Source organism: Nocardia sp. NRRL S-836, from assembly GCF_001279525.1.
Classification (GTDB): domain Bacteria; phylum Actinomycetota; class Actinomycetes; order Mycobacteriales; family Pseudonocardiaceae; genus Lentzea.
Genome location: NZ_LGDY01000058.1, coordinates 90664 through 108122, shown reverse-complemented (window position 1 = coordinate 108122; position 17459 = coordinate 90664). Strand labels below are relative to the sequence as shown.

The 17459-nt window shown below is 69.2% G+C and carries 13 protein-coding genes; 7 read left to right on the top strand and 6 right to left on the bottom strand.

The window, feature by feature from the left end; genetic code table 11:
* Positions 1-90 precede the first annotated feature (90 nt).
* The gene (locus tag ADL03_RS07325) at positions 91-645 is read left to right on the top strand and encodes an EF-hand domain-containing protein (protein WP_063798510.1); all 555 of its coding nucleotides are present in this window, start codon (positions 91-93) and stop codon (positions 643-645) included.
* Positions 646-746: 101 nt separating this feature from the next.
* On the opposite strand, the gene ADL03_RS07320 is transcribed toward ADL03_RS07325, so the two are convergent.
* Positions 747-2297, bottom strand: a complete 1551-nt coding sequence (locus tag ADL03_RS07320) for a tannase/feruloyl esterase family alpha/beta hydrolase (RefSeq protein WP_053732587.1) — start codon at positions 2295-2297, stop codon at positions 747-749.
* 116 nt (positions 2298-2413) lie between these two features.
* Here ADL03_RS07320 and ADL03_RS48235 point away from each other — a divergent pair, with 116 nt between their 5' ends.
* Positions 2414-3988: a serine/threonine-protein kinase gene (locus ADL03_RS48235; RefSeq protein WP_053732586.1), complete on the top strand. Its 1575-nt coding sequence runs from the start codon at positions 2414-2416 to the stop codon at positions 3986-3988.
* 63 nt (positions 3989-4051) lie between these two features.
* Entirely contained in the window at positions 4052-4522 is a 471-nt protein-coding gene (locus ADL03_RS07310; protein ID WP_053732585.1) for a cupin domain-containing protein, read from the top strand.
* A gap of 37 nt (positions 4523-4559) precedes the next feature.
* Here the strand turns inward: ADL03_RS07310 and ADL03_RS07305 are convergent, their stop codons facing one another.
* Together ADL03_RS07305 and ADL03_RS07300 are read right to left on the bottom strand one after the other, a co-directional pair.
* A complete protein-coding gene (locus ADL03_RS07305; protein ID WP_053732584.1) occupies positions 4560-4754 on the bottom strand; it encodes a ferredoxin in 195 nt (64 codons plus the stop codon).
* A complete protein-coding gene (locus ADL03_RS07300; protein ID WP_053732583.1) occupies positions 4751-5965 on the bottom strand; it encodes a cytochrome P450 in 1215 nt (404 codons plus the stop codon). The genes ADL03_RS07305 and ADL03_RS07300 overlap by 4 nt, the downstream gene beginning before the upstream one ends.
* A gap of 73 nt (positions 5966-6038) precedes the next feature.
* Here ADL03_RS07300 and ADL03_RS07295 point away from each other — a divergent pair, with 73 nt between their 5' ends.
* Both ADL03_RS07295 and ADL03_RS07285 read left to right on the top strand, forming a co-directional pair.
* Complete coding sequence (locus ADL03_RS07295) at positions 6039-6713, top strand: TetR/AcrR family transcriptional regulator (protein WP_197288170.1); 675 nt, start codon at positions 6039-6041, stop codon at positions 6711-6713.
* A 477-nt stretch (positions 6714-7190) separates the two neighbouring features.
* Complete coding sequence (locus ADL03_RS07285; protein ID WP_231641617.1) at positions 7191-8867, top strand: HEXXH motif domain-containing protein; 1677 nt, start codon at positions 7191-7193, stop codon at positions 8865-8867.
* Between the two features lie 4 nt (positions 8868-8871).
* On the opposite strand, the gene fxsT is transcribed toward ADL03_RS07285, so the two are convergent.
* The 3 genes from fxsT to ADL03_RS07270 are packed head-to-tail and all read right to left on the bottom strand — an operon-like array spanning position 8872 to position 16198.
* Entirely contained in the window at positions 8872-13056 is a 4185-nt protein-coding gene (fxsT, locus tag ADL03_RS07280) for an FxSxx-COOH system tetratricopeptide repeat protein (RefSeq protein ID WP_197288168.1), read from the bottom strand.
* A 5-nt stretch (positions 13057-13061) separates the two neighbouring features.
* Complete coding sequence (locus ADL03_RS07275; RefSeq protein ID WP_053732578.1) at positions 13062-14096, bottom strand: MoxR family ATPase; 1035 nt, start codon at positions 14094-14096, stop codon at positions 13062-13064.
* On the bottom strand, positions 14093-16198 hold the full coding sequence (locus ADL03_RS07270) for a hypothetical protein (protein WP_053732577.1): 2106 nt from the start codon (positions 16196-16198) through the stop codon (positions 14093-14095). Before ADL03_RS07270 ends, ADL03_RS07275 begins: the two co-directional genes overlap by 4 nt.
* Positions 16199-16323: 125 nt before the next feature.
* Between ADL03_RS07270 and ADL03_RS07265 the strand changes: the two genes are divergently transcribed.
* A complete protein-coding gene (locus ADL03_RS07265; protein ID WP_053732576.1) occupies positions 16324-16977 on the top strand; it encodes a Crp/Fnr family transcriptional regulator in 654 nt (217 codons plus the stop codon).
* Between the two features lie 69 nt (positions 16978-17046).
* On the top strand, positions 17047-17367 hold the full coding sequence (locus ADL03_RS07260; protein ID WP_053732575.1) for a hypothetical protein: 321 nt from the start codon (positions 17047-17049) through the stop codon (positions 17365-17367).
* Positions 17368-17459: the final 92 nt, after the last annotated feature.

Sequence of the window (17459 nt, the reverse complement as noted above, 5' to 3'; positions counted from 1 at the left end):
GCTCACCTGCACCCGAAGGGGCTGAACAACACCACCCAGGTGGGCGACGTGCGTTGCGCGTACGGGGTCGCGTCACCACAGTCCCTGGACATGAAGCAGGTGTTGCAGCACAGGATCGACTCGACCTTCGCCCACTACGACGTCGACGGCAACGGCGTCATCGAGCTCGCCGACGTCTACGCGCTGGCCGAGCGGCTGCTGCGGGCGTTCGGGGAGCCCGCGTCCTCGGAACGCGGCCGCGAGCTGGTCGAGGCGTACGACCGGTTCTGGGAGATGCTGGTCGCGCACTGCGACACCGACCGCGACGGGCAGGTCTCGCCGGAGGAGTACCGGGAGGCGATGATCCAGATGTTCGTCACCGGCGGGCCGATCGAGGCGGACTTCCTGGAGGTCGTGCAGCAGCTGCTGGACCTCGTGGACACCGACGGCGACGGGCGGGTCGACGCGGGCGAGTTCGCCGTGCTGCTCCGGGCCCGCGGGCTCGGCGCCGACGACTGCGGGGTGGCGTTCGCGCACCTCGACACCGACGGCGACGGGGCGATCAGCGTGCAGGAGTACATCACCGCGGTGCGCGACTACTACACGAACCCCGCGCAGGACACGCCCGGCAGCTGGCTGTACCCGGAGGCGTTGCAGCGCGCCTGAGCGCGTGGCCCGAGGCGCGAGGCGGTGGACGACCTCACCGTTGACCGTCCGAAGTGGACGGCATGGACGCGGGGGCCCGGACCGGGCCCCCGCTCCCAGGTCTAGCGAACGCAGCGGTAGCTGGACGCCACCTTCGGGTCGCCGTGCACGTACCGCGAGACCTGCGGGTACGGGCAGAGGTTGCGCGTCGACCCGTCGGGCGTCGCCGCGGCGAGCGTGGCCGGGGCCCTGCCGTGCTCGACCCAGTCGACGAGCGCGCCGAGCTGGTGCGTGGGCGCCGCGCCGGTGCCGCCGGAGCAGTGGTCGACGCCGGGCGCGAGGAACAGCCGGTAGAAGTCGTCGACGTGCGCGGTGGTCCGCCGCACCTGCTCGCGGTACCTCAGCGTGCCGCCGGGCGGGATCAGCTGGTCGCTGGTGCCCACGAACGTCAGCAGCTTGCCGCCGGAGCGCCGGAACGCAGACAGGTCGGGGTTCGCGGTGCCGATGACGCCGTCGTACTCGCGCACCGACTGGCGGAACAGGTCGCGGTACTGCCGGTAGGTGAGCTTCGAGGTGTCGAAACCGGGCTGCTTCAGCAGGAAGCTCCGCACCCACAGCGCGGCGACCGGGAAGCCGGGGCCGGACGCACCGGGCAGCGTGCCGGCGAGCCAGACCGGGTCGGCGCCCTTGGGCAGACCGGGCCAGAGCGAGCGGCCGTGTTCGTCGGTCGGGCCGTCCCAGATCTTGCGCATGACGTCGGCGTCGGCCTGGGTGACCGTCACCTCCCGGCCGTCGCACAGGACCTTCGTGCCCACCAGGCGGCGCGGGTCGTAGCCGCAGCGGTCGGGCCGGTCGATGACGTGGTTGATGACGCCGTCGTCGCCGTCGCAGGCCTCGATCGCGGCCTTGCGGAACTCGGAGAGCACGCAGTTGCCCACGACGTGGCCGTCCTGGCTCTGCACGACCTGCGGCCACAGCGTCGCGACGGCGAACTGCGCCCAGTGCACGGCCGGGGCGTTGGCCAGGACGCCGTCGAAGTCGCCGGGATGGCGCTGCGCCTCGGCGTAGCCCTGGCGGCCGCCGGTCGAGCAGCCGTTCCAGTAGGAGTAGGTGACCGGGCGCTGGTAGTGCTTGCGCACCACGGCTTTGGCGACGGCCGCCGACTCGTGCACCGAGCGGGAGGCGAAGTTGGCCAGCAGCGTCCGGTCGACCTCACCGCCGCGCAGCCCCCAGCCGGTGTTGAGCCCGTCGAGCACGCCCGCGTCGGTCGACACGGCCGTGTAGCCGTCCTTCACGGCCTGCACCAGCGGTGCGCCGAAGTCACCCGCGGCGTAGGCGCTGCCGCCCACGCCCTGCAACCGGCCGGTCCAGCCCGTCTCCGGCAGCGCCACGACGACCTTCACGTGGTCGCTCCCGGTGTGCGTGAGCGTGACCGTGACCTCGCAGTACGCGGGCACGTCGTGGATCGGGGGTGGTGCCGACAGCGGCGTCCGCGGGAACTCGACGGTCCCGCCGGGCTTGCGGGCCGCCGCCACGCCCTCGACCCGCGCGCCGGCCGGGGCGGTCACCTGTGGGGCCGCGCATTCGGTGGTGCTCGCTGATGCCGACGGCGCAAGGGGGAGCAGTGCGGACAGCAGCACGCCTGTGGCGAACAGCTTCGTCAGTCGTCTCACGGCGCACGACGCTAAGCGCCCGCGTTGCCGCGTCGCGCCCGTCAGGCGACGCTGACCGTGTACGTCATCAAACCCCCGTCACCGGACCGGGTGATCGGCTTGCGAGACTTCCCGGCATGCGTGAGGTGGGCAACGGGCGCTACCGGCTGGTCCGCGAGCTGGGCCGGGGCGGCATGGGTGTCGTGTGGCTCGGCGAGGACACCGTGCTCGGCCGTGCCGTCGCGGTCAAGGAACTGCTGTTGCCCGGCAACGTTCCCGCGCACGAACGGGCCGTCTACCAGGAACGCGTGCTGCGCGAGGCCAAGATCGCGAGCCGGCTGTCCGAGCCCGCCGTCGTCACCGTCTACGACCTGATCTCCGCGGCCGGCGAGACGTTCATCGTGATGGAGCTGGTCGACGCCCCCACGCTGGACGAGTCGGTCGACCTCGACGGCCCGCTGGGCGTCAAGGCCGCCGCCACGCTCGCGGGCCAGCTGCTGGCGGCGCTGGAGGCCGCGCACTTGCAGGGTGTCGTGCACCGCGACGTCAAGCCCGGCAACGTGATGGTGCCCGCCAGGGGCACCGCGAAGCTCACCGACTTCGGCATCGCGCAGTCGCTGGACGACCCGCGGCTGACCGCCACCGGGACGTTGATCGGCTCACCGGCCTACATGTCGCCGGAACGCCTCGCGGGCGGTGAGGCGTCGCCCGCGTGGGACCTGTGGGCGTTGGGAGCGACGCTGTTCTACGCCGTCGAGGGCCGCGGCGCGTTCGACCGGCCGACCACCTCGGCGACGATCCTCGCGGTGATGAGCGAACGGCCGGTGCCCCGCGTCGGCGGGCCGCTGGGCGAGCTGATCACCGGGCTGATGGAGCCGGACCCGGCGCGCAGGCTCGGGGTGCAGCAGGCGCACCGGCTGATCGAGCGGGTGCTCGGCGACGAGCTGCGGGACGCGACCGTGCGCGTCGAGCCGGTGCCGGCCGTTCCCGCGCCCACCGGACCGGTCGGCGGAGGTCCGTTCCACAGCGGCCCGATCGCCGCGCCCCCGCCGTTCACGCCGCAGCCGTTGACACCCCCGCCGTTCGCCGCCGCACCGCCGGTCGAGGTTCCCGCCCGGCGCGGGCGTCCCGTCGGCGTGATCCTCTCCGCGGTCCTGACGCCGTTGTTCATCATCGGCGCGTTCGTCCTGCTGTACTTCACCGTCTTCAAGCCGATGTTCGACAACATGGGCCTCGGTCTGGCCGACGGTCCGGCCAGCACCCCGGCGATGCAGCCGGTGCTGACCCTGGGCGTGGACGGCGACATCAAGGACGACGGCCTGCTGGCGTTCCGGAAGGACTGCCTGACCTGGCTGCCCGCCAAGGACGCCGCGCCGATCAAGCCGCAGGACCGCGGCGGCTGCTACAAGGAGCACGCGACCGAGGTCCTCGACACCGTCGTCGCCAACTCCGAGTCGGAGAAGGACGTCCCGTACCCCGGTGTCGAGGAGCTGACGAAGATCGGCGGCACCGCCTGCACCCGCACGTTCCTGTCGGACAAGGTGACCGGCCAGGACAAGGAGAAGACGCTGAAGTACTGGGTCGTCGTCCCCACCGCCGAGTCGTGGAAGGTGAAGACGCGGGACGGCTACCGCCACTCCAGCCGCGTGATCCACTGCTTCGTGGGCAGGGCGGACGGCACGCCGCTGACCGAACCGCTGATGAAGCAGTAGCTGTCACAAATGCGCGGGCTGTGCGGTCTACCTGCTGGAAACCGACGAGAGGACAGCCGCACCATGTCTTACCCCGAGAAGGTCTACTTCGGCGAGGGCGGCGAGGTCACCGCCCGCTTCCGCCCCGCGAGCACGCCCGTCGACACCGGCACGCCCGACAACGGGATCCACTACCTCGCGACCACCGCGACCACCCGCGGCGAGTTCGGCCTGTACCGCGTGGTGATGCGGCCGCGCGCCGGTGGCCCGGCGACGCACTTCCACCGCACGATCTCGGAGTCGTTCTTCGTCCTCAACGGCGTTGTGCGCCTGTACAACGGCGACCGGTGGATCGAGGCGGGCGCGGGCGACTTCCTGCACGTCCCGCAGGGCGGCCTGCATGCGTTCCGCAACGACTCCGACGCGCCGGCCGAGATGCTGCTGCTGTTCACGCCCGGCGCGCCGCGCGAGGAGTACTTCGAACGGCTCGGCCAGGTCGCGGAGCAGGACCGGGTGGCGTTCCTGGACGAGCACGACTCGTACTTCGTCGACTGAGGCGGCGCAGTGCCGCACGCACTGCGCCGCCCGGGGTTCAGTCCTGCACGAGGATCGCGGCCGCCGGGCACACGGCGGCCGCGTGCCGCACGTCGGCGAGCCTGCTCTCCGGCGGACTGGGGTTCAGCAGGTCCACGAGCCCGTCCTCGTCGCGCTGGTCGAACACGTCGTCCGCGGCCAGCACGCACTGCCCGGACCCGACGCACTTCTCCTGGTCCACGCTCACCTTCACGCCGACCTCCAGGTCACCGGGAGCTCCGACACGCCGCCCGTGAGCGTGGCCCTGATCTCCAGCTCGGAGACGTCCTTGGCCAGCCGCAGGTCCGGCAGCCGCTTGGCCAGTGCCGCGAACACCACCTTCAGCTCGGTCCGCGCCAGCGACGCACCGATGCAGAAGTGCGCCCCGTGCCCGAACCCGAGGTGTGTCCTCTCCGGACGGTCCGGGTCGAACGTCTCCGCGTCCGAGTACACCGACGCGTCCCGGTTCGCCGCGTTGATGGACAGCACCAGCGCGTCCCCGCGCCGGATCGTCACCCCGGCGATGTCCACGTCCTCGCGCGCGTACCGCAGCAGTCCCAGGTCGCCGGGCGCACCGAGGCGCATGACCTCCTCGACCACCGCGTCGACGTGCCCGTCCGGGTCGGCGACCAGCGCGTCCCAGTGGGAGCGGTTGGTCATCAGGAACAGCACGCCGAGCCCGATCCGGTTGACCGTGGTCTCGTGCCCGGCGAACAGCAGCCCGACGCACAGCCGCACCATCTGCTCGTAGTCGAAGGCCGGGTCGGCCTCCTGCGCGCGGACGAGGTCGGAGATCACGTCCTCGCCGAGTTCGGGCCGCTTCGTCTCGATCAGCCCGATCATGTAGCGGAAGAACTCCTCCCGCGCCCGGTGCGCCTCCTCGCCGATCGCCGTGCCCGCCATGCGCTCGGACAGCGACGCGAAGAGCTCGCGGTCGGCCTCCGGCACGCCGAGCAGCCGGCAGATCATCGCGACCGGCAGCGGGAACGCGAGCCCCTGGTGCAGGTCGACGACCCCGGCGGCGTCGTGCTCGGCGACCAGCCGGTCCAGGTACCCGTCGACCAACTGTCCCATGTGGTCGGACAGCATCCGCATCCGCTTGGCGGAGAACGCGGGCGTGAGCAGCCGGCGCATGCGTGCGTGGTCGGCCTCCTCGGTCTCGAAGTCGCCGGTCGGCCCGTCCTGCACGGCGGCGGTCGAGATGCGGGACGCCTGCTCGGGCGCGGGGTGGGAGCGGCCGAAGCGCTTGTCACCCAACAGGAGGCGGACCTCCTCGAACCGGGTCACGAGCCACGCCGGGTCGCCCGCCGGTGTGGTGACCGGGGCGATCGGCGCCTCTCGGCGCAGCAGTGAGTAGAGCGGGGCCAGTTCGAGCACGTTCGGCCTGGGCAAAGGCAGTTGAAGGCGTTCGGGAGCAATGCTCATGACCCCGACCGTACCGTTTATTGGCAGTCGCTGCCATTAAACTTTCACGTCTCCGACGTGCTTGAATCGCCCGATGACGGACGTTGTGGCGGAAAACGGCGCGCCCCGCAGGGGCCGTCCGCCGGTGAGCGAGGAGCAACGTCAGCGGCAACGCCTGGAGATCTCCCGCCACGCCGTGCGCCTGTTCGCCGAGCAGGGCGTGGCCGCGACCTCGGGCGAGCAGATCGCCCAGGCCGCCGGAGTCTCCGAACGCACGTTCTGGCGCCACTTCCCCCACAAGGAGAGCAGCGTCGAACCCCTCCTCACCCGCAGCGTCGACGCCTTCTGCGCCGTCCTGCGCGCCTGGCCCCCGGAACTCGACCTCGTCGACCACCTCCGCGCCGCCTACCAGCCGGTGCTGGACGCCGGCTCGGACGAGGACGTCGAGGCGGTGCTGGAGGTCGTCCGCCTGACCCGCCACGAACCCGCACTGCGCGCCGCCTACCTGATGCTGCGCGAACGCGGCGAGGACGCCCTCGCCGAGGTCCTCGCCCACCGCATGGACCTCCCACCCGACGCGATCGCCGTCCGCGTCCAGGCAGCGGCCATGAGCGCGGTCCTGAAGGCCGCCACCGACGACGTGGCGGCCGCGGCCGCCGGCGGGATCACGTCCGAGGCGCTCGACGGCCACCGGGAGCACCTCGCCCGCGCGCTCAGCCTCGTGCTGCGCGGCCTTTCGGACGCGGGCTCGCAGCTTCGCGAAGGCTGACCGTCCTCAGCAGCGGATCCCGTGCCCAGCGCTCCACAGAGGACTGTTGCGTGGAGCGGCCGATGACCCGCCCGCGGGTGGGGCGGATCGTGACCGTCAGGCGTTTCTCGTGTCAACGGGGTGACGCACAATCCACTCGATGTGCTCCCCCGCGGCCCGCTCCGGTCTCCGATTAGGCATGATGCACGCGACAGTCGGTAGTCGGAGGGCGAACGCGGTGGTAGATGACGTTCTTGAGGTGAGCTGTGACCTCGTCGACCTGACGGAAGTCTCCCTCGACGAACTCCGGCGCACCACAGATCGGTCTGTTGAGGCATCGGTGCACGCGGTACTGCTCAGCGTCACCGACCCGGCCGTGCGCGCGGCTCGAATGAGCAGTTCCGGTAGTGACTGCAGCGGAGGCCTGCTGCCGGAGTGGCCGGAGCGGAAGACGATGCCGCTGATCACGTGCTGAGCTCCCACCGGTTGCCCTTGACCGTGGTGGACCAGCTCGCCCACGGCGGCGGTGACGCCGCCGCCCTGCGGTTGTTGAGAGACGGTCAGCTCAGCGCCCGGCTGGTCTCGCTTCGCGCCCTCCTGGACGAGGTCGTCGATCGGCCGCTCCGGTTGCGGGTCGACGACGCGTGGGATCTCCTCGTCGCCGCTCAGCGGACCTCCCCGTCACTGGTGCGCGAAGTCCTGCTGCTGCCCCAGATCGGGGTGTGGCTCGCTGACCTGCTGAGACGGCTGCGCGGGAGTGCGGAGTCAGCTCAACCGCTGTGGGTCGAGGTCGGACACCTGAGCTGCGTCGCGGCTGCGGCAGCCCATCTGTGCGGCATCGAGTTCTCCATCGACGTGCCGGTGAGTGAAGGTGTTGTTTCGTTTCCGTCGCTGGGCGTCGCGACCGTGCCGGACACGTCACCCTGGGCCGTCGCTCGCGCGGAGAGCCGAGCCGGCCTGCTCTCGGTGTCGAGGGGTGGCCGCACGGTCCGCATACCGGACGACGAGAACTGGGCATCCGTGCGACGGATCGGTGCGGGCGACTTCACGCCACTGCTGGACGATGTCGAGCCGCATCGCGACTACCGTGCCCGAGTCGCACCGAACCGGTTGACCGACGGCGAGATCTCACGATGGGCGGCCGGCCTCACCGAGGCGTGGTCGTTGCTCGGCGGTGACTACGCGGCCGCGGTCTCCGCCCTCATCAGCACCATCGTGCCGGCCTTGCCGATGAGCGACGGCCGGCCCTACAGCGGCTCGTCCGCCGACGCCTGTGGGGCAGTGGTGATGTCTCTGCCGCCAGACGCCGCCGCTTTCGCTGAAACGCTCGCTCACGAAGTGCAGCACACGAAGCTTGCCGCCCTCGCGGCCATGGAGCCTCTTTGCGCAACCGGAGGAAGCGCCCACTGCTACGCACCGTGGCGTGACGATCCCCGCCCCGTCAGCGGACTGCTGCAAGGCGTGTACGCGTTTCTGGGTGTTGCCGACTTCTGGAGAGCGCACCGCCAGACCGCCGTGTCGGATCATGCGGACTTCGAGTTCGCCTACTGGTGCGGACAGACGAGCCGGACGGCCAGGTTCCTGCGTGAATGCGGTGAGCTGACCGCACTCGGGCGTCGCTTCGCCACGACCATGGCGACGCAGTTGGCGCGCTGGAGCCGAATCCAGGTCAGCGACGTGGCCGCACACGCGGCACGGCTCGCTACCAGGGACCACCGGGCCACCTGGCGGGCACGGCATCTCGCTCCCGAGCCGGCCGCGGTCCGCCTGCTCGCCGAGGCGTGGCTCGCGGGGGATCCGCGCCCTGCTGGGGAGCTGCCGCGGGTCAGGTTGTCGCCGGGACCGACGCCGCCGCAACCCCGCATGGAGTTGCGGCGTTTGTGGCTGCGTGCACCGGCTGCGCTCGCCGCGCACTCCAACACCGTTCCTGCAACGACAGCGGCAGATCTGCTGCATGTCACCGGCGACCAGGAAGGCGCGGCGCGGCTCTATCTGGCCGATCTCGAGGCACGACCGGACGACGCGCTCGCATGGGTCGGCCTGGGACTTGCGGACCCGTGGGCCGGAGTCCTGCTGCGCAGGCCGGAGGTCGTCATGGCGGTGCACGCCGAGGTCACGCGGCGCACCGGTGAACTGTCCGATCCACGCGAGCTGGTCGCATGGATCGGGAGCTGACCGCTCAGCCGGTCGGCAGGGCCTCGATGTCGCAGTTCAGGCGATCGCTGCTGGCCGCGGCGATCGTGGTCGGGTGGTTCTTGCCCAGCACGCGCTGGAACCTGCGGATGACGTCGATCTGCAGCGACTCCGCGTCCGCGGTGCGGCCGAGACCGCGCAGGTCGAGAACGATGTTCGCAAGGCAGGCGAGCGTCGACGGGTGTTCGTCGCCGAAGACCCGTCGTGATCGTTCCAGCGCCCACTGGTTCAGTGCGTGCGCACGGTCGAAGTCTCCTGACGCCGCGTGGTCGCTCGCCCTGTTCGTCGCGCAGACGAGCGTGAACGGGTGGTCATCGCCCAGAGCGTCCCGCATCGAGACGAAAGCGTCCTCGTTCAGTGCAGAGGCCCCGTCGACATCGCCGAGCAGCCGCAACGTCACCGCGAGGTTGGTCTTGGCTGCTGACCCGTACGGATGGTGGTCCCCGACGGTGTCCGTGTACGCCCGCAGCACCCGCTCGCCGAGGTCACGCGCCTCGGCCAACGAACCTGTCTGCCGCAGTTCCACCGACAGGTTCATCGATGCCGCCAGTGAGCCGGGGTAGTTCTCGCCGTACCGCTTGGTGTACCTCTGCAGCACCTCCTCCGCGAGGTGGAGCGCACTGATGTGGTCACCTGCCTTGCGTCGTGTCACCGCAAGGTTCTTCAGGGCCTGCAGGGTGTCCGGGTGGTCGTCACCGAGCAGCCTGCGGTGCTTCGCGACCGCTGGTTCGAGCACGTCGCGGGCCTCGACGTACTCACCACATTCGCGGATGTCCAGGCACAGGTTGTTGAGGGTCGCCAGCGTGAACCGGTGATCGTCGCCGAGGAGCCGCGTGCGCCGCTCCCACGTCGCCTGGTCGATATCGCGGGCTAGCGGAAAATTGCCGACCAATCGCAGTGCGATCCCCAGGTTCTCCGCGGCCGCCAGTGTGAGATCGTGTTCCTCGCCGAAAGAGTCCTTGGCGATGACGTACGCGTTGTTGCTGAGTCGCCATGCCTTGCCGAACTCGCCCAGCGCACGCACGTCCTGTGCGACCATGTTTGCGAGGATCAGCGTGTTCTCGGCTTCGTCGCCGAGGTGTTCCTGTGCGACCGCATGTGCACGTTCGTCAACCGCGAGTGCTTCCGCGTAACGACCGAGAGCACGCAGGCAGATTCCCACCTGCTTCGCCGCATTGAGCGTGTCGCGCTTTTCCTCTCCGAACTTCGAGCTCCAGTAGTCGAGGAGTTCGCGGGAGTATTCCAGGCCGCTCTGGACGTCACCCCATGCGGCGAGGAACGTGGCGCTGTTCAACGCTGTGCGTCGGACCCGAGGTTCGTCGCATTCCTGCGTCTTCGACGCGCGAACGTGCGGGAGCAGTGCGATGTACTTCGGCCAGTTCTTCTCACTGCCCGGTCGGCGTGGATCATCGGCGGCGAGAAGCAAGTGGGTGGCGTGGCGCATCTGGGTGCGCTCCTGCGGGGTCATCCGATCGAACAACGCACCCTGCACCAACCGGTGCAGCACGATCGTGTTGGTCGTGGGGTCGATTTGGGCCAGGCTGTACCTGTTGATCTGCCGCATCGCCTCGCTGAGCAGCAGCGGGTCGCGCAAAGCTGCGGCGAGCTCGTCCGGGACCGGGATTTCGTCCAGGTCGATGAAAATGTTCCGGTCAATGGGCTCCGGTGCGAAAAAGGCGCAGGTCTGCAGCAGCTGCAGCGCCGCCGGGTTCTCCTCGCTCAGTCGATCGAACGACACGTTCCACGCCGCCGCGACGGGCACGTGGTAGTCGAGCGGCATGCCGGCTTCCAGCAGCTCCGCGCGCTTGCGGGCGAACAACGACAGGTACTCGGCGGCGTTCATGCCCGTTCCACGCAGCCAGGACGCTGCCTGTTCGATCGCCAGGGGGAGGTCTCCGAGCACGTCGGCGATCTGCTCGGCCTTCTCGTCGGTCAGGCCATGGTTTCGTCGCTGCAGCAGCTGCTTGCTCTCCGAGCGGCTGAAGAGGTCGACCTCGACGGTCTCCGCGACGTTCGACCAGTGCGAGTTCCTGGACGTCACCAGGATGTGCCCTGAACCGCCGGTCGGGAAGAACGGACGGACGTCCTCCGGTTTGTCCGCGTTGTCGAAGACGAGCAACCACCGCCGATGGGGATGGCCACATCGCAGTGATTCCCGTACCGCCTCGACCACGGTGTTGATGGAACCTGCGGTGGAGAGCCCGAGCTTCTCGGCCAGTGTTGTGAAAACCGAGCGAATGTGCGCCGGGTCGTCTGCGGGAATCCACCAGACCACGTCGTACTCGTCGGCATGCCGGTAGGCGTATTCGATCGCGATCTGAGACTTGCCGATACCGCCCAGTCCGTACAGCGCTTCGGGGAGCACGGCGGCCAGGTTGGTGACGCCTGAGTTGAGTCGCGTGTGCAGGTCCGCGAGCATGTCGGTTCGTCCGGTGAAGTTGAAGTTGCGCGGAGGAACGGACCAGACGCTCGGGGCGTCGTGTTGTTCGTGCAAGACCACGAGCGAGGCCTCGTTGTGAAGGGTCACGGTAGCTCCTGAGTCGGCCGCAGGCATTTGTGACGGCGCTTCCTCTGGATGAGGATCGGACACGGTGTGAAGTGAATCAGTGGAGTGTGTGACCGTCTCAGCCTGACCGTCCATGAGTTCGGTGATGATAGCCCTGATACGGTGGGACCGTTTTGCATAAGGTCCCGACATCGCTCGGAAGATGACCTGCTGCAGGCGAAGATGCGGCAAGGATTCGGGGGTTACGGCGGAGATTTCCGCGTCCGGGTCGTCGAGTGCTGCTTTCAGGTCTCGCACCGCCTCGGATTTCGGCCCGAACAAGTTCGCCACGGTGCGCAGAACTCGTGCGGTGTCCGCCCGCGAGCAGGTCGCCAGCAGTTCCTGGCGGAGCCCGTCCCGGAACTCGTAGGTGTCTGCGGATTCGGCGTCCCCACGCACGACCAGACCGCCGAGCAGCACCTCGGCGAGGTGGGACAGCTCGGCATCTGGAAGCAAGGTTCGGCGCACGGCTGTCATGACCGGCAGCTGCAACGGCACCGGGACAGCGGCGAGCAGTCCGGCGAGCGCGAACGCCGGTGGCGAGGCGATCGTCCGGAACCGGCTGACCAGTTCGGCGGCGTCGAGGTGCAGCAGCGGGTCGACCTCGAAGCTGCTCTCCTTGACCTCCGGGTCGGCGAAGAACGTGGTGAGGCGCACGACGGGGTCATCACCCTGAACCAGCTGGGTCCAGTGGCCGAGCCAGGCGGGACGCAGTTCGAGCACGGGCACTGGTACCGCGGTATCCGGTGGCCGCTCGTCGGAGACATCGGCCAGCCGGTATCGGATGCGGCGGTTCGGCGCACCCGCTTCCTGTACCCGCAGCTGGACCCGCGAGGTCGAGATGCCAGTCCAACTCCACAGCTCCTGCGGCAGCAGGTGCACCACGGCCACGTGCACCGAACGGCCCCAGTATCCGATCACCTTGGCGGCTGCGCCCGTGTGCCACGCCTTGCCGATGCCGTCCGTCACCACGAGCACGAGGCGGCGTCCGGTGGGGTCGAGCAGCTCAGCCGGTCCACGTGTCGGGCCGTCCGGCGCACCGCTGCGCAGCAGGAGGTCGCTTGCACTGGTTTCGTCGAAGTTGGCGAACTGGAGCCGGACGGTGCGAAAAGCGCCTTGGGTCTCCAGCAACGCCCGGAAGTCCGCGATCTCCCGCTGCCAGATGTCCAAGGCTGCTGTGTCGACGACGAGCGCGACCTCGAAGGGGTGGGTGAGCGCCGGCCGGAAGGCGGGCAGCCACATGCCGGACTCGGCGACGTGGACCGCGGTGGCCTCCTCGTCGAACTCCTCGTCACGGTCGGCGGGGACGAGCCTTCTCAGCGGGCGCAGTGCGCGCGAGATGGCGCGCGCGTTGGGCAGGGGCTCTGTGACCGGTGGAGCGGAGTCCCGCGTGTCTCCGTGCGAGGTGCCGACGATGAGCCGGGGAGGGGCCGAATGCCATTGAGCGGGAGCTGTCCCTGGTGGCTGAGGTGGCGGAAGAGGCGGTTTCGGTAGCTCTCTGGGCTTGCGCTGGGGCAGTGTCGGGATCTCGCTGAGTTCCGGCAGTTCCCTGCTCTCGGTCCACCACATGTGCCCCGCGAGCCAGAGGGCGTCCGCGAGCTCCCGCGCGGTGAGTTCGCGCTCCACCGGGCTCATTCGAACCCCGTGGTGGAGAGCCTGTGCCACAGGGCGTCGCGGAGACGTCTCCACGAGGCCCTGTCCGTGTCGAGTTTGCCGGAGGTGGCGAGCTGGACCGTGTTCAGCAACTGGTCGATGGCGAGTCCGCCCTCGGACTCGCTGCGGCGCAGGAACTTCTGGATGAGGTCGGCGGAGTTTCCCGACACGTCCCGGAAGTGTGCCGCGATCATGCTCGCGAGCTGTTCCTCGTTGGGCGGCTGCATCTCCAGTTGCAGCGTGCGGCGCAGGAACGCCGGCGGGAACTCCCGCTCCCGGTTGCTGGTGAACACGATGAACGGGAACGCCTGGCACACCACCCGGCCTTCGACGACCTGCGCGCTACCGCCCGGATCAGCCGTGTGCACCGTCACCTTCGGTGTCCTCCGGGCTATCCGGGCGAGCTCGCGGACCAGGTACTCGCCGTCCTCCAGCACGGCGAGCAGGTCGTTGGGCAGTGACAGGTCCGCCTTGTCGATCTCGTCGATCACCAGGACCCGCGGGAGCTCGTACGGGAGCAACGCCGTGCCGAGAGGGCCGAGGTGGACGAAGTCGCCGATGTCGGTCGGTTCGTCGGTCATTCCACTCGCTTTCGCGCTGGACGCATGCACCCGGCCGATGGCGTCGTACTCGTACAGACCGTCCTGTCGCAGCTTCGTGTTGCTCGTGATCGGCCACCTCAGAACCGGCCCGAGGTTGAGCTCCCGTGCCACCCGGTACGCCAGGCTCGTCTTCCCCGTGCCGGGGCCGCCGGTGACGAGCAACGGCCTGCGCAGCAACAGCGCAGCGTTGACCATGTCGATCTCGTGACGGCCCGCGGGGTAGGAACTGTCCGCGTCCGGTGCGCCGATCCGCCTGCTGTTGTCGTGCTCGTCGCCCTCCGGCAGCGGAAGCGCGGGACCGCCGCCGAACGTCCGCCACGGCGGCGGTTCCGGCAGGTTCGTCCGCAGATCAACATCGGCGCAGGGTTGGCCCGTGCCGGTGTAGATGTGCCAGTTCTCGGTACGGGTCACGGAGCGACCACCTCCTGTGGCAAGGGCTCGACCTGGCGGTCCGGGTCGTCCCAGAGGACGCTGATGTGGGTGCCGGGGTGCGCGTCGCAGTCGTCGGAACACTGGGCCTGACCGCGTAGTTTCATGGCGTTCTCCAGCAGTTTGCCCAGACCGCCGTCGCCGACCAGGTCGTCGACGGCGGCGTGGAACGCCTTGGCGGCGCAGTCGTGGCGGTGCCAGATCATCACCGGCACGCCGGACTTGAGTGCTATCGCGACCTCCATCCGGCCGATGCTCTCGCGATCAGCTGGTGGATCGGAGAGGACGAGCGCCACGACGCTCTTGGCGAGCGCGAGCCTGGCGTCGAGTTTCTGCAGGTGTCTGGGGCCGTCGAGCTGGCTGCGGTGGACGGCCTCCTCGACGGGGCTGTCGCCGGCCCTGAGCAGCGACTGCAGATGGCTCCAGCGTTGTCGCCACCGGCGGTGCTTCTCCCGGTCTCGACTCCGTTCCAGCGAGCGCAGGGACACCAGGTAGTCGATGCCGATGGGGGTGGCGACCTCGTCGGAGGCGGCCAGCCACTGCTCGACCGGCAGGTTGAGCAGGTCCTTCGGCAGGAGGAACTCGATCGAGATGGTGCTGGCGTTCTCGGCCCACCCCTCGGCCTGGCCGACCAGTTCGCCGACCCGCACCCGGATCTCGGCGAGGTTGCCGGTGTAGTCGTGGCCGCGTTGCGGTGACCAGGTCGCCGAGTTCGCTTGCCGCCACTCGGAGAGCAGGTACAGGTCGGGTTCGACGCCGTGCGGTTGCAGCCGCAGCACCAGCGATGCCGCAGCGGGCGCCACCGTTTCCGTGGCATCCGTGGAGATCGAGCCGCGTAGTGCCAGCAGTTCCCGGTGCAGGCCCATCTCCTGTGCCTGGTGCTCGGAGAACTGCCGGAGTCGCGGCGAGAGAACGTCCCCCGCGTGCAACGCCAGGTGCTCGAGCAGGGCCAGCGCGGGAGGTACACCATCCGGGCGGGCGTTCATCCGTTCCAGCCTGCCGATCACGTCGACGGTGTCGTGCCTTCCCGGCGGCAGCGGACTGGCCTGGCTGCCGGCCGCGGCCCGGTAGCAGTCGCTCAGCTGCGGGAAGTCGCTGCCCTGCAGCAGCTCGACGAGCGCCCGACGGTCGTGTTCGTCGAACAGCTCCTGGGTGGCCATTTCGTCCACGAGGCCGCTGATCTGGTCCAGCTCCGGTGCGTCTGGTTGTAACCGCCGCAAGGTGCGCAGCAGCGCGCGCATGGCTCCCGGCCGACGAGCGCAGGCGAGCACCATGGAGTAGACGTGGAGCCGGGCGTCGCTGAACTCGGTCACATCGACCCGTGGTGTCACCGAGCTGTTCAGCAGTTGGAGGCACAGCCGCCGGTCATCCAGGCGTGCCATCAACGGCGTTCTGGAGATCAGTTCGGCGAGGACGCCGAGCGTCTCACCGCTTCCCGCGACGAGGGGGTCGTCGACTTCCACGGGTGTCGCCACCGGTGCCGGTGGGGCCGCTACCTGAACCGACTCGGCGGACAGCCGGATCCACGCCGAGGTCGAAGTCTCCTTGACGGCGACCTCGACCTGCCGGTACGCCTGCGGTTCGGCGGCAGGGTCGTGCCGCAGGACGTCTTCGTAGAACGTCTTCGACACGATCACCGCCAGCACACTGGACGAGTCGGCGAGCGCGGTCTTGAGCGGAGGGGCGTCGAGCAGCCGGAAGGTGAGGTTCACGCAGTCACCGACCACGCCCTGCGCGTTGAACGTGACCTCACCGAAGTGCAGTGCGACCCGCAGCCGGATGTGTGCCTCCTGGGTGAAGGTGGCGTTGTAGCGCAACAGGTTCGCGGCCAGCCGGCGGAGGAGGAAGTCGGACAGCCGCTGTTTGGCCACGTCGGCGGTGAAGAGGAACATCGCCCCGTCACCGCGATCCTCCTGGTGCCAGCTCCGCTCGTCGATACCGCTCTCGTGCAGCGCCCGGTACAGGGCGTGGTAGAGGCCGTCGTGCGCGACGAGCTTGTGGTGGTTCGTCCGGTTGGGATCGCTGAACTTCTCGACGTCCACGGCCAGCACGGTTCGCGGCTCGGCGCGTGGTGTCTCCTCCACGGGCTCTCCCACCTGCTCAGGTAGCGGTTCATTATCCGTGCGAGAACGCGGTGTTGCCCTATTCCGGCTTTGATTTAGATCAATCGGGTCAATCGCCGTCGTGCGATTGCCGGAATCATGGAAGCATGAGGATTGACCGGTCATTCTGGGGGATGCTGGACGCCGCCGATCGCTCAGCGTTGCAGGGCGTGGCGACCGGTGTCGAATTCTCGCCCAGGTCGGTGATCTGTCACCAAGGCGACCCGTCGCACAACGTGTTGGTGGTGCTGCGGGGGCGGGTCCGGGTGAGCCGGGTCGCCGCCACAGGGGTGGAGACCTTGCTCGCCGTGCGAGGTCCTGGTGAGATCGTGGGCGAGCTCTCCGCAGTGGACGGCATGGGCCGCTCCGCGTCCGTGACCGCGATAGATCCTGTGTACGGCTTGATGATTTCCGCCCGCGCGCTGGAGGCGTTGTGCAGGACGCGGCCGGGCATCACGTGGACGGTGCTGCGCGTGGTGGTGTCGCGCCAGCGTGCTTCGGGCGATCGACAGGACCTCCGCACCGGCCCGTCGCTGTACCGGGTCGGTGCGGCGCTCGTCCTCCTGGCGCACCGCGAGGGGGACGAGCTGATGGCGACGGTGCCGCTCAGCCAACAAGAACTGGCCAGCATTGTGGGCATTTCGCGGGAGACTCTCGTGCGGACGTTGAAAGTGCTGCGGGATGAGGGAGTCATCTGCACCCGGCGCAATCGGGTAGAGATTCTTCGCGAGGAAGAATTGCGTGTCCGGTGCGGCATCTGACGCAGACTTTCCGGGGTTCTGGCGGTTACCTGGGTGGCACAGTTCGCCGAGGAACCCCCAGGAGCCGTCATGAAGCGCCACCCTCTGCCCGACCCCGACTCCCGCGCCCAGGTGCTGCGAGCCCGGCGCAAGTACACGGAGCAGATGCTGCTCGTGATCCTGTACACCGTCATCCAGCTGTGGGCCGTTGTCGCGGTCGTGCTGCTGCTCAGGGACGACGGTGTGCTGGCCGTGGCGGCGTCGGTGGTGCTGGCGGGCACGCTCGTCGCGCTGTGGGACATGTGGCGGACGGTGCTGATGTTCGGCCGCGCGTTGCGGGCGTGGTTGCCGGAAGAGCTGTCTGACGGCGATCGCGAGGCGGTGCGGCAGTCGCACCTGGTACGGCTCTGATCCCGGTGTAGCTGCGGCGGACGCGGCCGCCATCACCCGAACGTGTGAATCGAGCGGTCGTGAAGCTGTTGCTGTGCCACGGCTTCACGACC